The 14,731-nt window shown below is 39.7% G+C and carries 11 protein-coding genes; 3 read left to right on the forward strand and 8 right to left on the reverse strand.

Going from position 1 to position 14,731, the window contains the following annotated elements; all coding sequences use genetic code 11:
* Position 1: 1 nt before the first annotated feature.
* From MWU82_RS09490 to MWU82_RS09505, 4 genes are all read right to left on the reverse strand, one after another.
* Positions 2 to 457: a transcriptional repressor gene (locus MWU82_RS09490; RefSeq protein ID WP_215948628.1), complete on the reverse strand. Its 456-nt coding sequence runs from the start codon at positions 455 to 457 to the stop codon at positions 2 to 4.
* Between the two features lie 41 nt (positions 458 to 498).
* On the reverse strand, positions 499 to 2,703 hold the full coding sequence (locus tag MWU82_RS09495) for a RelA/SpoT family protein (RefSeq protein ID WP_215948663.1): 2,205 nt from the start codon (positions 2,701 to 2,703) through the stop codon (positions 499 to 501).
* Positions 2,704 to 2,747: 44 nt separating this feature from the next.
* Complete coding sequence (locus MWU82_RS09500) at positions 2,748 to 3,980, reverse strand: M48 family metallopeptidase (protein WP_247096208.1); 1,233 nt, start codon at positions 3,978 to 3,980, stop codon at positions 2,748 to 2,750.
* 63 nt (positions 3,981 to 4,043) lie between these two features.
* The gene (locus MWU82_RS09505; RefSeq protein WP_111625218.1) at positions 4,044 to 4,853 is read right to left on the reverse strand and encodes an RNA methyltransferase; all 810 of its coding nucleotides are present in this window, start codon (positions 4,851 to 4,853) and stop codon (positions 4,044 to 4,046) included.
* A gap of 72 nt (positions 4,854 to 4,925) precedes the next feature.
* Here MWU82_RS09505 and MWU82_RS09510 point away from each other — a divergent pair, with 72 nt between their 5' ends.
* Positions 4,926 to 5,729, forward strand: coding sequence for a DUF6503 family protein (locus MWU82_RS09510; RefSeq protein WP_247096209.1), 804 nt, complete (start codon positions 4,926 to 4,928; stop codon positions 5,727 to 5,729).
* A gap of 74 nt (positions 5,730 to 5,803) precedes the next feature.
* Here MWU82_RS09510 and MWU82_RS09515 read toward each other — a convergent pair whose 3' ends face one another.
* The 3 genes from MWU82_RS09515 to MWU82_RS09525 all read right to left on the reverse strand — a co-directional run bounded on the left by MWU82_RS09515 (position 5,804) and on the right by MWU82_RS09525 (position 11,310).
* Positions 5,804 to 7,102 carry an amidohydrolase family protein gene (locus MWU82_RS09515; RefSeq protein WP_247096210.1) on the reverse strand — a complete coding sequence of 433 codons (1,299 nt, stop codon included), beginning with the start codon at positions 7,100 to 7,102 and terminating at the stop codon, positions 5,804 to 5,806.
* 13 nt (positions 7,103 to 7,115) lie between these two features.
* Positions 7,116 to 10,064, reverse strand: a complete 2,949-nt coding sequence (locus tag MWU82_RS09520; protein WP_247096211.1) for an amidohydrolase family protein — start codon at positions 10,062 to 10,064, stop codon at positions 7,116 to 7,118.
* 178 nt (positions 10,065 to 10,242) lie between these two features.
* On the reverse strand, positions 10,243 to 11,310 hold the full coding sequence (locus MWU82_RS09525; protein ID WP_247096212.1) for a DUF3810 domain-containing protein: 1,068 nt from the start codon (positions 11,308 to 11,310) through the stop codon (positions 10,243 to 10,245).
* Between the two features lie 72 nt (positions 11,311 to 11,382).
* On the opposite strand from MWU82_RS09525, the gene MWU82_RS09530 reads away from it, so the two are divergent.
* Together MWU82_RS09530 and MWU82_RS09535 are read left to right on the forward strand one after the other, a co-directional pair.
* Entirely contained in the window at positions 11,383 to 12,843 is a 1,461-nt protein-coding gene (locus MWU82_RS09530) for an aminoacyl-histidine dipeptidase (RefSeq protein WP_247096213.1), read from the forward strand.
* A gap of 162 nt (positions 12,844 to 13,005) precedes the next feature.
* The gene (locus tag MWU82_RS09535) at positions 13,006 to 13,467 is read left to right on the forward strand and encodes a CBS domain-containing protein (RefSeq protein WP_215948621.1); all 462 of its coding nucleotides are present in this window, start codon (positions 13,006 to 13,008) and stop codon (positions 13,465 to 13,467) included.
* Positions 13,468 to 13,624: 157 nt separating this feature from the next.
* Here MWU82_RS09535 and MWU82_RS09540 read toward each other — a convergent pair whose 3' ends face one another.
* Positions 13,625 to 14,731, reverse strand: coding sequence for a peptidylprolyl isomerase (locus tag MWU82_RS09540; protein WP_215948620.1), 1,107 nt, complete (start codon positions 14,729 to 14,731; stop codon positions 13,625 to 13,627).

Here is a 14,731-nt window from a genome sequence, read left to right on the forward strand (position 1 = left end):
ATTAATTATTCGTGTTCTCTTCTTTATTTTTTGTTCCGTAAAAATAGAGCGAGTGAGTGTTGATCTTAATATTGAAAACTTCCTCAATGGTCTTTTTTATACTTTGAATACGTGGATCGCAAAATTCCATGACCTCACCGGTGTCCGTAAGGATTACATGATCGTGCTGCCTGTCAAAATAAGATTTTTCGTATTGGGCCTGATTTTTTCCAAATTGATGTTTTCTTACCAATTTGCACTCCAAGAGAAGCTCAATAGTGTTATACAGTGTGGCCCTGCTTACGCGATAATTCTTGTTTTTCATGGTGATATAGAGCGATTCTATATCAAAATGTTCTTCGCTGTCGTAGATTTCCTGTAAGATTGCGTAGCGCTCAGGTGTTTTTCTGTGACCATTTTCCTCCAGGAAAGTGGTGAAGACATTTTTAACTATTTCTTGATTCTTATTTTCGCCCATAGCATTTACCCAGCGTTAGGGTACAAATGTACAGTTAAAATTTAAATTCTGGATACTTTATCGATGCCGTTAATGCGCTTTAGATTATCTATAACTTTTTTAAGGATAGCATTGTTTTTTACAACAAGGGTGATTCTTCCCGAGAATGTTCCGCCATCCGTACTAAAATTAATATTCCTCATATTCACATGTAAGTTGCCAGAGATTACCTCGGTAATTTCACTTATCAAACCTATATTATCTATCCCCGTAAGCATTATTTCCACGGTAAATTCTTCTTGGGAAGAATCGATCCATTTGGCCGAGATGATTCTATAGGCATAGTTGGACTGCAGGGAAATCGCATTGGGACAGTTTTTCTTATGCACCTTAATTCCATCGTTTACACTAACAAATCCGAATACCTCGTCACCTGGTATGGGATTGCAACACTGGGATAATTTATACTCCAACTTGTCTTCTTCCTTTCCAAAGACAAGAGTGTCATATTTTGAGGTAATTTCTTCCTTGTGGATATCCTCCGGAACCGGGGTTCTCTTTATCTTATTTTTAAAGAAAGTAATGAACGCGTTACTATAGGAGGCCGCAAAATCCTTTAGCATCTGATTGTCAATGGCCCCTATGCCCACTCTATAGAACAGGTCCAAGCTGGTCTTGAGCTTAAAATAGACGACCAACTTATTTATGGTATCCTCGTTAAGGGTGATTTTCTGGGATTTTAATTTACGTCTAAGGACTTCTTTGCCCTCCATAGCCGTAGATTTCTTTTCTTCCCTTAAGGAGGATTTTATTTTAGACCTGGCCCTTGCCGTAGTAGCGTAATCCAACCAACTTTGACTGGGTTTGGCCGTGTCGGAGGTGAGAATGTCCACTTGGTCGCCACTTTGCAAGGTAGTATTTAAGGGAACCAGTTTGCCATTTACTTTGGCCCCACGGGTATGCATGCCCACTTCGGTATGTATATTGAAAGCAAAATCTAAAGGGGTGGCTCCTTTAGGTAGGGATTTTAATTCTCCTTTGGGCGTGAATACAAAAATCTCTTTGGAATAAAGGTTTAGTTTAAACTCTTCTACAAAATCAACCGCATTGGTATTTGCATTTTCCAGAGCTTCCTGTAGTTTGTTGAGCCACTCCTCAATTCCCTGTTCTTTTTGATTGCCGTGCTTGTATTTAAAATGCGCGGCATAGCCTTTTTCGGCTATTTCGTGCATTCTTTCACTGCGGATCTGAACTTCTACCCATTTGCCCTTTGGGCCCATTACAGTGATGTGTAAGGCTTCATAACCTGTAGATTTGGGAGAGGAAATCCAATCCCGTAAGCGAACAGGGTTAGGGGTGAAGTGATCGGTAACAATGGAATATATTTTCCAAGCCAAAAACTTTTCGTTGTGCCGGTCCGATTTGTATATGATCCGAATCGCAAATTTGTCATAAATCTCATCGAAGGATACATTCTGAACCTTCATTTTTCGGCGAATGGAGAATATAGATTTCATTCGGCCCTTAATGTAGTAATTGAGATTTTCTTTATCCAGCGAGTCGCTTATTACTCCGGAAAAAGCATCGATATAGGCCTGTTGTTCTTCTTTGGACTCTTCAATCTTACCTAAAATATCTTCGTAAACATCTGGTTCAGTGTATTTAAGACTAAGGTCTTCCAGTTCTGTTTTAATATTGTAGAGCCCTATTCTATGCGCTAATGGTGCGTATATGTACAGGGTTTCAGAGGCTATTTTCACTTGCTTATGCTCTGGCATGGAATCCATAGTGAGCATATTGTGATATCGGTCTGCTATCTTTATAATGATAACCCTTACATCGTCATTAAGGGTAAGGAGCATTTTTCTAAAATTTTCCGCCTGTTGGGAAATGTTCATATCCTTTTTCAGGTGGGCAATCTTAGTGAGTCCGTCTACGATCCGAGCAACGGTCTCGCCAAACAGGCGTTCTATGTCCGCTAGGGTGTATTCGGTATCCTCAACTACATCATGGAGTAGGGCAGATGCTATGGAAACCGCATCCAAACCCATTTCGGAAGCCACAATTTTTGCTACCGCTATGGGGTGGAAAACATATGCTTCTCCTGATTTCCTTCTTTGGTTTTTGTGGGCATCTACGGCAATATCAAAGGCAGAGCGTATCAATTTCTTATCCTCATCGGTAAGACTTTGATAGCTTATGCGCAGCAGTTCCTTATATTGCTTCGCTATTTCCTTGTTTTCTTTCTCTATTGCAGCTTCGGTCATCATAAATTAAAAATAGCACAAACTATGATAGTAGACAACAAAAATTATGCCTTTAAGTTTTGAATTCTGGACATCAAGGTTGGGTGTGAATAGTGCATAAAAACATAAGCAGGATGAGGTGTAAGATTACTTAGGCTGTTCTTGGATAATTTTTTCAAGGACGTAATCAGAGGTTTGGGGGCAAAAGTTTTTTTAGCAAAGTCATCTGCCTGATATTCAAATTTCCTGGACATGGCGTTCATGATCAATCCTGTTATTTCCGAAATAGGACTGTATAGGATTCCAAAACCTATAAGCGCTGCATGAAAACTAGGTTGCGAAACGCCAATAGCCAAAGATACCTCCGGATTATTTATAAAAATTGAAAGGATAAATAAGGTGAGACCGGTTAGTAAAATAGAGGCGGATAAATTGAAGATGATGTGTTTTCTTTTGTAATGTCCCACTTCATGTGCAAGCACCGCTACAATTTCGTCTTCTTCCAGGTCGTTGATCAAGGTATCATATAGGGTTATTCTCTTTTCTTTGCCAAATCCAGAAAAATAGGCATTGGCCTTGGTAGATCTTTTTGATCCATCTATCACAAATATATTCTTTAATTCAAATCCCACGTTTTTGGCGTAAGCTTCTATTTTGCTTTTTAAACTACCTTCTGCCAAGGGAGTTTGTTTGTTGAAAAGGGGCACGATCAGTTTACTATAAAACAGGTTCATGAAAAGTGAAAAAACGGCTATGAGAGCCCAGGCATAAATCCAAAAGTTGGTGCCCGCCCATTGAAAAAACCAAATGATCAATGACAGTATTCCTCCCCCGATGATCATCATCATAATCCAACCTTTAATTTTATCTGTCCAGAATAATTTTTTGCTACTCTTGTTAAAGCCAAATTTTTCCTCAATTACAAAGGTGTGGTAGTAAGAAAAGGGAGTTGTAACAATATCATTGCCTATCATAATTATTCCGAAAAAAATAAGTGCAATCAGAATAGGGTTGTCGCTAAAGCTCCTGGCAATGGTATCTATCCATTCAAATCCCCCAAAAATTAGAAAAATTAAGGTTAGGCTTAAGGAGAAGATAGAGCTTGCCATCCCAAAACGATAGTTGGTTTTCTTATACTCCTGTGATTTTCTGTATTCCTCTTGGTCGAAAACGTCGTTGAGTTCACTTGGTACAACATCCGTATAGCGTTTGGCATTTAAATATTCCAGCACAGTTTCAATTATAAACTGAATCAACAAAATGGCTATGATGATATAAAATAGGATGTTACTGTTCATTTAAAAAATTAATGGATTTCAATATTGTTTTATGTTGCAGTTTTGTGGATGCAGGTGTTTTCTTTATAATCCCCTTTGCCTCCTTGCCTCAAAGATAAGTATTGCTGCGGATACGGAGACGTTCATGGAGTCTATTTCTCCATGCATGGGAATTATAATATTTTGGGTTGCCTTGTTCAGCCATTGTTCGGATAGCCCGGTAGCCTCTGTTCCCACCACAATTGCCGTGCCTTTGGTAAAATCTATTTCTGTATATGGCTTGGAGGCACTTAGTGCTGCACAGTTGATGTTGATATTGCGACTAATTAAGAACTGGATAATTTCGGGTGTGGATCCCATAGCTATATTGGTAGTGAAAACACATCCAACACTCGAGCGGATTATATTTGGGTTGTATAGGTCGCTTTTCGGATTGGCTATAATTACGGCATCCAGGCCGGCAGCATCGGCGGTACGAAGGAGGGCGCCAATATTGCCTGGTTTTTCAGGGGCTTCCGCCACTAAAATAAGTGGACTGTCGTTCTTAAATTTTAAAGACTCCAGGGAATGCTCCCGGGCCACTGCTACGGCCAATATGCCCTCAGTGGTTTCCCTATGCGCCAATTTTTGAAATATATCCTTTGATATGGCAATTATTTCTGGTGTAGGTGAAATTCCATGTACTAATTCCATAATAGCCTCGCCGGTAACGAGCTCGGGATAGAAAAGAATAGTCTTTAAAGTATATTGTCCCTTAATTGCGAGCTGTAACTCTTTGATGCCTTCAATAACAAAAAGCCCATTTTTTTTTCGTTCACGGGATTTTTCCTTTAAAGATATTGTGCTCCTTACTAAGGGGTTATGGATACTGCTAATCTCTTTTATATAGCTCATTGGTGCAAAAATAATATATTATGTTAACTTAATTATAGTAATACGACCAATGGGGCAACTAAAATAAGTAAGATGAAATATGTAATTGTAATGGTGCTACTGGTTAGTACGCTATCCTGTAAAATGGAAAACAAAACAAAGGAAGCCGAAGTGGAAATGGCCGAACCTAGGACAGAATCAAGGGTTGATCTGGAACGATATCCAGAGCAGTTAATTAAGGTTTTTGAGGCTCATGGCGGGTTGGCGAATTGGAAAAACAAGAAGAGTTTGGTTTTTAAGCAAGGGGAAGAGCTTCATACCATTGATTTACAAACCAGAATGGATAGGGTGGACGGACCAGCTTATTCCCTTGGTTTTGACGGTGATAAGGTATGGTTGCTTAACGAAGAAAATGCGTTTAAGGGCGATCCAGTGTTTTATCACAACCTTAGGTCTTATTTTTTTAATATGCCTTTTGTTTTGGGGGATAAGGGTATTGTTTATGATGAAACGGAGGATTTGGTATATGAAGGGGTTAATTATCCCGGTATTGCAGTTCGATTCAATTCGGGAATAGGCACCTCTTATAAGGATGAGTATTTCTTACATTATGACCCCCAGACCTTTAAAATGGCTTGGCTTGGATATACAGTGAGTTATAGAAGTGGTGAACGTTCCGATAAAGTAAGTTGGATAGGTTATCACGATTGGACGGACGTAAATGGCCTAAAAGTTCCCAAAGAATTGACTTGGTACAGTTCCGAGGGGCGCACGATTAAAGAGCCGAGAAAACCGGTTGTTTTTGAAGCGATAGCGTTTAGCGGACAGGCTAAACCGATAAGTTTCTTTGCGAAGCCTGAAAATGGAATATTTGTAGAAGGGAAAGTACAAGAGTAGTACTCCTTATAAAGGAAAAGGGGCTAGAAACAAACTGTTTTCTAGCCCCTTTTTTTTAGTTTTTAAATCTTGGACTATTTTCCGTTATATTTTTCCATATATCTTTTCCACAATTCCGTTTGGTGTGTTTCCAATGAAATATCCCTTCCGTCAATAAAGGCCCTACTCAATTGGTTGGTCCTCATATCCAGCGCATCGCCTTCAGAAATAAATAGTGTGGCACTTTTACCTACTTCCAGCGTTCCATAGACCTCGTCTATTCCCAAAATTTTCGCCGGATTTTGTGTAATCATTTGGAGTGCTTTTTCACGGGAAAGTCCTTGTTGAACGAGCTGTCCGGCATAAAACGGCAGGTTTCTGTTTTGAAAATTTTTCGCGTCCGTGTTTTGCATAGCTACCAATAGTCCGCTATCGGATAGTATTTTGGGCAGTTTATAGGGAAGGTCATAGTCGTCATCTTCAGAAGACGGTAGGTTGTGGGGAGCCCTTACCAATACGGATATTTGATGCTGTTTTAAGAAATCGGTGATTTTATAGGAATGATATCCACCTACCAAAACAACTTCCTGGACTCCTAAATTTTTGGTATTGGTAATAGCATCCAATATTTCCTTTTCACCGTCGGCATAAACATAAAGCTTTTGTGTTCCGTTGAACAAGCCTTGGGTAGCAGCATATGCCGGATTAATTTCTGGTGCTTTACTTTTTCCATAGGCCAGGGCATTTTTAAAAAAGCTTACTATTTTCTCCTTTTCCTTGGTGTAATTTTCATTGGGTTTATGTCTACGGCCCTGGCCTTCGGTGGAAGGACCTAGTTTAAAGCTATTTGGCCACGATAGATGTATACCGTCATCCGCCTTTACCACTGCGTCTTCCCAGTTCCAAGCATCAAATTGCATAACGGATGAGGTTCCTGAAATGGTGCCTCCCTTAGGGGATATCTGTCCCAGGAGTACCCCATTTGGGCGCATACTTTCCACAACTTTGGATTCTGCATTATAGGCGATTAAGCTCCGTACATGGGGTATCAATTCCCCAATTTCATCCTTGTCATTGGAAGCTCTAACAGCGTCTACCTCTATCAGGCCCAAGGAGGCGCAGGTGACAATGAAACCAGGGTAAATGTGTTTTCCGTTGGCATTTATAATAGTTCCCTTTCTGGCAATTCTTGTTTTGGCATCCCCTACAAAGAAAATTTTTCCACCTTCGAACATGATAAGGGAGTTCTCTATAACTTCACCGTTACCCAAATGGGCTACAGCGCCTTCAATGCTTATGGCTTCCTTCTGTGCACTGGCGGGGGTTTGTTGTGCGGTTCCTTTAATGGTTAATGACAAAAGGACAAGTGCTATTGTGTTTCTTATATTGTTCATCTTAATTTTGATTTTAAAGGCTGTCACAGTGTAATTCCTCTTGGTTTTTTTTCTTCGGTTCCTGGGTAGGGCTGCCATTGTCCTTCTCTTTTAGCATAAGGTTGATAAGTAAGGCCTTTTCTTTTCTTATGGCTTCCCTTTGTTGTTTGTCCTTTTCCAGATCGAAGTATACAGCTCCTTCGATTATTGTTTTTTCCACCTTGGCATAAACGGATAGCGGGTTATTGCTCCAAAGTACCAGGTCCGCGTCTTTTCCTTCTTTGATACTTCCCACCCTATGGTCTATATGCAAAAGCTTGGCAGGGTTTATAGTGACCATTTTCCATGCCTCTAATTCTGTCATCCCGCCATATTTGACAGTTTTGGCAGCTTCCTGGTTTAATCGTCTGGACATTTCAGCGTCATCACTGTTTATGGCAACGGTAATGCCCTGACTTTGCATGATGGCTGCATTGTACGGAATGGCATCATTTACTTCGTATTTATAGGCCCACCAATCACTGAAGGTAGATGCCCCTACACCATGTTCTGCCATTTTATCGGCTACCTTGTAACCTTCCAATATGTGGGTAAATGTATTTACTTTAAAGTCGAATTTTTCCGCAACTTTCATGAGCATATTAATTTCGCTCTGAACATAGGAATGACAGCTTATAAAACGTTCCCCGTTAATTATTTCAGCTAAGGTTTCCATCTCTTCATCAAATCTGTAGGGCTGCCCACTTTTTTTCTTGATATCATATTCTTTTGCCCTTTGGAAATAATTGATAAATGTTTGTTCCACCCCCATCCTGGTCTGTGGAAATCTACTAAAACTGTTCCAATTGGATTGTTTTACATTTTCACCAAGGGCAAACTTTATAAATTTGGGAGAGTTGTTATAAATCATCCCATCCGCACCGGCACCCCATTTTAATTTTAGGATAGCCGATCGTCCGCCAATAGGATTGGCAGAACCGTGCAGAAGTTGGGCGGAGGTTACACCACCGGCCAAATCACGATAAATTCCAATGTGTTTCGGGTCTACCACATCCTCCATTTTTACCTCCGCAGAGGAATTCTGACCTGATTCATTAATGGACAAAGCGGCAATATGCGTATGTTCATCGATAATGCCGGCGGTAAGGTGTTTCCCCGTGGCGTCTACTATCGTAGCCCCGATGGATTTAAGGTCTTTCCCTATTTTGGCAATTTTACCGTTTTTAACAAGTACGTCTGTTTGTTCTAGAATACCCATATCCTCACTGGTCCAAACCGTGGCATTTTTGAACAGCATGGATTCTTGTTTGGGTTGCTGCGAATAGCCGTAACCAATATTGGGAAAAGCAATAGGTACTACTACTGGTGTTTCCTTGGCTCCATCTTTTTCCTTTTCGGAAAATGCTGAGGTCCTAGTGGCATTAAAAGTGGTTTCGGTACCATCGGGCAGCAAAAGCTTGCCTTCAAGGTTATCGGAACCGGAGGTTGCCATTGCAGATAATCTAAATGCCTGGTCACCTTCTTTGGTATTGAAGGAAAGGGTAAGCCAATGGTCTTCATAATTAATTTTGGAAGTCAATTTATCTTCTCCTTCCTTAATCTCGGCCTTGGGTTTGTCCAATTCTCCGGTAATTGATAATTGATACATTTTTTTTCCGGCCGCTAAATTGTAGTTACCACGGATATCCTTAAGTTCCTTGTTATTGATAATATGCTTCTGGCCCTGCACCCAATTTTCATAGAGAACACTTTCCTTGTCGAAAATGTCCCCGGAAGTGATTAAAAAATTAGCCTGACTACCGTTTTGTAAGGTGCCGATTATATTGGATTTGCCCAAGATCTGTGCGGGAATCGTGGTAAGTGCTTCCAAAGCTTTAGTTTTGGATAGGCCGTACTCAATAGCCTTTAATAAATTTTTTCTGAAAGAGGAGGTAGATTTCTGATCGTGAAGTGTAAGGCTAAAAGTGATGTTGTTTTCTTCAAGGACTTTAGGGTTTGTGGGTGCCTGGTTCCAAAAGCGCATATCCTCCAGGTTTACATATTCCGCCAAATATGGGTCGGAAACGTCATAGGGATCGGGAAAATTAATTGGAACGATCAAGGAGGCATTTGTGGCTTTTATTTCCGCTACGCTTTCAAATTCATTTCCTCCTGCAAGTATGGTATAATTGATATTGAACATATCCCCAATCTTATCCGCCCTTAATACATTGTCTTTGTCCTTGGCTTCAAATATCTGAACTAGTCCTTTGTTGGTGTTCAGAGCCTCTAAGGAAAGATCCTTGGTAGTTACATTCCCTTGGGCGTACCAATCTGCATCAAAGTACATTTGCCTCAATAATGCCAAGGTGCCCATTAAGGAAGTGGGATAGGCTTGCCGTTTGGCAACGCTTTTGGTCAATGAAAAGTATTGTGCCGATTTATCGGCCAGAACCCTATCCGAATCATTGCCTATATCGTTCAATGAAATAAGGGCACCGTTTCCACGGGCAATTCCATCCTGTATATGGGTATTTACAACCCCAAAACCGGCTTCCCGTAATTCTTCCGCTTTTTTGTTGTCATAGTTAAATTTGGAAATTGCATCGTTTTCCGGCATTATATGATCGTTCCAGTAATATCCTTCCCTTGAGGGTCCATACTGTGCAGAACGCCCCCCAGAAGTTGCTGGTTTGGGTTTCTCTACCCCAAAATTGGAATAGATATCAATGAATGAAGGGTAAATTGATTTTCCATTTAAGTCGATCAATATTGTGTTTTTTGGAAGTTGTACTGTTTTTCCTGCCTCTATTACTTTTCCCTTTTGAATAAGCAATGTACCCCTGTCCAATACCTTGTTTGGGGTTATATGGATCTTGGCATTAATGAATGCTGTAAAATTGTTATTTTCCGCTTTAACACCGTCATTTTTTGGAAAGTAGTCTTGGGCAGAAAGTGATAACCCGCAGAAAAGTGTAATAAGCACATAAAATTGTATTCTCATATTTCAATATGTTCTTTATTAAATGGGTTTAAAAATAATATATCCCATAAGAATATCAATATGTTTTAAACTTATTATGCCATAAAAATCAGTCTTGGATTTTGAAGATAAATAAAAAATTCTGCTAGGCATTGGCCATTTATACATAATGGAATGGCAAACCGTTATAGCTTGTCCACTAGATTGGGTTATCTCGGTAATAATTGATCAAAAGGGTCACTACGGCATTATAGCTTTTTATTCCGTCTTTTTGATTGTTGGCTTTTAGAAAAGTATTGAATATAGATTTAAAAACGGGCTCCATAGGATTTTCATGTGCTTCCCAAAATTCGGCCACTTCCTTATAATTCTTCTTTACTCCGGGATTAAGTTTGTTGTATTGTTGTTTAAACTCCTCCTGGTCCCGACTGGCAAGATCATTTAGACAATAACTTAGGGCATAAGCGTATGCCGAATATTTAAAATAAATATCTTCATTGCTAACCGTTGCCAAATAACCAATAAAATTGGTTTCATTTTCTGCGGAAAATCCTAATTGATGGCCTATCTCATGACCGCATATTACGGGGAATCTAAAATTCGGGAGTTCACTATTGGCCTGGGCTTCATTGGTAAACGGATTTAAATAGCCGCCATAACCCATATAGCTTAAAGGGACGCTGAATATGGATTTTTTTAAACTGGGGCGATGGTAGGCAAAAAGAGGGATTTTATTTTTTAAGGATTCATAACCCTCTATGGTACGGTCCATAATTTCTTTTTTGGAATAGGGAACTTGAACCATTTTACTGGTATCAGCAGTAATCCTGAATTGGATTTCATTGGTTTTTAGCACCAGTTGGGCCACAAAATTTTCCAGGTCTTGCTGGCTGTGTTTTTCGCCCAGTTCCAAGGATTTCGAAATGGGTTGCCTGTAATAATTTAATCCCCATAAGAGATGAAATGTAAAATAGGCCACGGATAAGACCATTGCAATGTCTCTGATAAACCCCAACAGGTTTTTTTTAATGGCCATTCTGTTCACAATGATATAGCGCACTCCCAAAATAATTAGAAGCGCGTACAGTATGTCACCTACAGAAAAGGGAACCCAACCCATTAAGGTGCGCCAAAATCCGGATATAACAGGGTATATCCCTTTACTGTAATAGGTTTCTATAAATTCAGGGTATTGCCCTAGCCATTTTATCAAGATTATTTGTGGAACCAATAAAAGGGCAATAAGATTTTTAATTTTAGTTTTCATCAAGCCAAAAATAGCCAATAATCTAGCATGGTTGTTTTTCTATCTGTATTTTTGACTTCATAAATTATAAATATGAATAAGGAAATAAGAGTTCTAGAGCCCAAAAATATCTGGAATAAATTTGCAGATCTAAATGCTGTTCCAAGACCATCCAAACATGAGGAACGGGTAACACAATTTATGTTGGACTTTGGAAAGACCCTTGGTCTGGAAACTACCAAGGATGTTGTGGGAAATGTAATCATTAAGAAGCCTGCATCTGTGGGTATGGAAGATAGGAAGACGGTAATTCTTCAGTCGCATTTGGATATGGTACACCAAAAAAATGCTGATACCGATTTCGATTTTAATACCCAGGGCATAGAGATGTATATTGACGGAGATTGGGTAAGGGCAAAAGGTACCACTTTGGGGGCCGATAACGGCCTTGGGGTAGCTACTATTATGGCATTGCTGGAGAGCAAGGATATTTCCCATCCTCCTTTGGAAGCCCTGTTCACGATCGACGAAGAAACTGGAATGACGGGGGCCAAGGGATTAAAGGGAGGATTGTTGAAAGGTGATATTCTGTTGAATCTTGATACAGAGGATGACGATGAAATTGATATTGGTTGTGCTGGAGGTGTAGATATTACTGCGAAAGGAGTATATAGGGAGATTCCTTTGGGCGAGGGCTACGCTGCCTACAAAATATTGGTAAAAGGACTGTCCGGAGGTCATAGTGGAATGGATATTCATTTAGGACTGGGTAATGCCAATAAGATCATGAATACTTTATTGATAATGGGGCAGGAGCAACTTGGGTTAAGGATTTCTAAAATTGACGGTGGAGGATTGCGAAATGCAATTCCAAGGGAAAGCACCGCCTGGGTAGCGATAAAAGCATCGGATTCCAATAAGTTGGATGCCTTGTTTAAAGATTGGTCCAATAATTTAAAGAAGGAATTTGCAGCCACAGAGCCTAATCTTAAAATTGTTTGTGAACCTGCGCATTTTTCAAAAATGGTAATGGAGCCCAATGACCAGCAAGCTTTAACGGGAGCTATTAAGAACGCTCATAATGGCGTCTATGCCATGAGCAAAACCATGAAGGACTTGGTAGAGACATCCAATAATATTGCTAGAGTGGAGGTAGGCGATGGTGAAATAAAAATAGCATGTCTAACCAGGTCATCTGTAGAGGACGGTAAAATGGAATTGGCCAAGAACTTACAGGCTAATTTTGAAAAGGCCGGGTATGAGGTGACGTTAAGTGGAGATTATCCTGGTTGGAATCCCAATCCTGATTCGACTATCTTGGAAGTCTTACGTACAAAATATAGGGAGCTTTTTAATGAGCAGCCCAGAGTAGTTGCCTGTCACGCAGGTTTGGAATGTGGAATTTTGGGAAAGAATTATCCTGAGGTAGATATGATAAGTTTTGGACCAACTATTAAAGGCGCCCATTCTCCCGATGAACGTGCCAGTATATCTTCGTTGCAAAAATTTTGGAAGTTCATTTTGGAAATACTCTCTGAAATCCCCAAAAAATAGATAGACCATGGCCTGAGAGCCATATAAGGTGTAAGATGTACAAGGCTGTAAAACAATTATTTAGCTTGTTGAAAATGCCTCCGTTTTAAAAATATGGAGGTGTTTTTTTTAGGTTAAGAAGATTAAATTTCTTATATTTAAGAGAATCATAAGAAAGTCAAGATGGGAATCAAAAGTTTTCAAGGTCCTAGAGTTCAACAACCCAGTGAAGAAGCACCACTTAGGGTATGTGATTATATGACCAGAAAACTGATTACTTTTAGACCTGAACAATCTGTTGAAGAAGTAGTAGTGGCCTTATTGAAGTATAAAATTTCTGGTGGTCCGGTAGTGAATGATAGAAATGAATTGATAGGGATGATTTCTGAAGGCGATTGTATTAAGTACATAAGCGAAAACAGATACCATAATCTACCAAGCTCTAATTTAACCGTGGAAGGACACATGATAAAAAATGTGGAAACTATTGACGGCAATATGAATATTTTTGATGCGGCCAATAAGTTTTTGAACGAAAAGCGTAGACGTTTTCCGATAGTGGAAAATGGTAAGTTGGTCGGGCAAATTTCCCAGAAAGATATATTAAAGGCGACCTTAAAGTTTAAATCACAAAACTATAAATAGATTTTTCTCCAGGATTTGGTCATAGGGGGTAATTCTTTTTCGCCCTGATGCTTTTTCGCTCTGAAATGTACCTCTATATTTAAATAAGTAATAAAAAAAATCCTTGTTGATCCCTAATAAAGAGGCCAACAAGGATTTTATATCTTTTGGAATATAATTATTGGGCTATTCCAGTAATTTCCAAATCAAAAATTAATTTGGCATCTGGAGGAATAGGACCATATCCAGCCTCACCATAACCTAAATGGGATGGAATAAACAGACGAACCTTGTCGCCTACCTTCATCTGCATAAGGCCTTCCTTAAACCCTGGAATTATCCTGGCTTCAGGGCTGTAGTCCATTGGAATGGCTTCGTAACCGCGACCTTGTTTTCTGGCCTCCTGATAAACTCCATATTTTTTAGCGATCTCTTCGTAGTTACTGTCAAAAAGTGATCCGTCCGATAGATATCCGGCATACAGTACGTTAACCTTTTGCCCCACTTTGGGTTTTTCTCCATTGCCTTCAGTTAGGGTAAGTATTTTAAGCCCGGATGGTAGTTCTTCTGCTTTACCTTCCTCTGCTGTAATTTGGGCAACGAAATCGGTTTTCATTTTTTCCATTGCCTTGGCTTTTTCCTCTGCCTCGGCAAAGTAAGCGCTCATTACTTTTACGGCATCAAATTTTTTGGCTTCTTTACCGTTTCTAATAATTTCAACGGTGTTCATAACCACATCCGTAACCGGTCTGTCGCCTTCAGCCGTTTTAACATTGGCAATGGAATCAACAACGTCCATTCCTTTAACAACTTCACCAAAAACAGTATGTCTGCCGTTTAAAAAGGGAGTTTCCTTGTGGGTAATGAAAAACTGACTTCCGTTCGTGGTAGGTCCGGAATTGGCCATGGATAGGATACCTGCCTTATTGTGTGTAAGGGAATCGTTAAATTCATCCTTAAATTTATATCCAGGATTTCCCATACCCGTTCCGGTTGGATCTCCACCTTGAATCATAAAGTCCTTTATAATTCTATGAAAGATAATACCATCATAATATTTTTTGCCCTTTAGACTGTCGGTAACAAAAGGATTGTTTCCTTCGGCCAGGGATATAAAATTGGCAACGGTCAAAGGAGTCTTTTGGTACTCCAATTTAAGGAGGATTTCACCTTTGGTAGTGGTAATATCCGCAAAAATACCATCTCCCAAATCAGCATGCTTACTGGACTTGCAGCTGGAAAATGCTATGGATACTACTGCCAATAATAAATAAATTTTCTTCAT

The sequence above is a fragment of the Arenibacter sp. S6351L genome (assembly GCF_023016025.1).
GTDB lineage: Bacteria > Bacteroidota > Bacteroidia > Flavobacteriales > Flavobacteriaceae > Arenibacter > Arenibacter algicola_B.

What these genes read in the sequence shown, in the direction of transcription:
- MWU82_RS09490 (WP_215948628.1), bottom strand. Translation starts at nt 457, where the DNA reads ATGGGCGAAAATAAGAATCAAGAAATAGTTAAAAATGTCTTCACCACT.
- MWU82_RS09495 (WP_215948663.1), bottom strand. Translation starts at nt 2,703, where the DNA reads ATGACCGAAGCTGCAATAGAGAAAGAAAACAAGGAAATAGCGAAGCAA.
- MWU82_RS09500 (WP_247096208.1), bottom strand. Translation starts at nt 3,980, where the DNA reads ATGAACAGTAACATCCTATTTTATATCATCATAGCCATTTTGTTGATT.
- MWU82_RS09505 (WP_111625218.1), bottom strand. Translation starts at nt 4,853, where the DNA reads ATGAGCTATATAAAAGAGATTAGCAGTATCCATAACCCCTTAGTAAGG.
- MWU82_RS09510 (WP_247096209.1), top strand. Translation starts at nt 4,926, where the DNA reads ATGAAATATGTAATTGTAATGGTGCTACTGGTTAGTACGCTATCCTGT.
- MWU82_RS09515 (WP_247096210.1), bottom strand. Translation starts at nt 7,102, where the DNA reads ATGAACAATATAAGAAACACAATAGCACTTGTCCTTTTGTCATTAACC.
- MWU82_RS09520 (WP_247096211.1), bottom strand. Translation starts at nt 10,064, where the DNA reads ATGAGAATACAATTTTATGTGCTTATTACACTTTTCTGCGGGTTATCA.
- MWU82_RS09525 (WP_247096212.1), bottom strand. Translation starts at nt 11,310, where the DNA reads ATGAAAACTAAAATTAAAAATCTTATTGCCCTTTTATTGGTTCCACAA.
- MWU82_RS09530 (WP_247096213.1), top strand. Translation starts at nt 11,383, where the DNA reads ATGAATAAGGAAATAAGAGTTCTAGAGCCCAAAAATATCTGGAATAAA.
- MWU82_RS09535 (WP_215948621.1), top strand. Translation starts at nt 13,006, where the DNA reads ATGGGAATCAAAAGTTTTCAAGGTCCTAGAGTTCAACAACCCAGTGAA.
- MWU82_RS09540 (WP_215948620.1), bottom strand. Translation starts at nt 14,731, where the DNA reads ATGAAGAAAATTTATTTATTATTGGCAGTAGTATCCATAGCATTTTCC.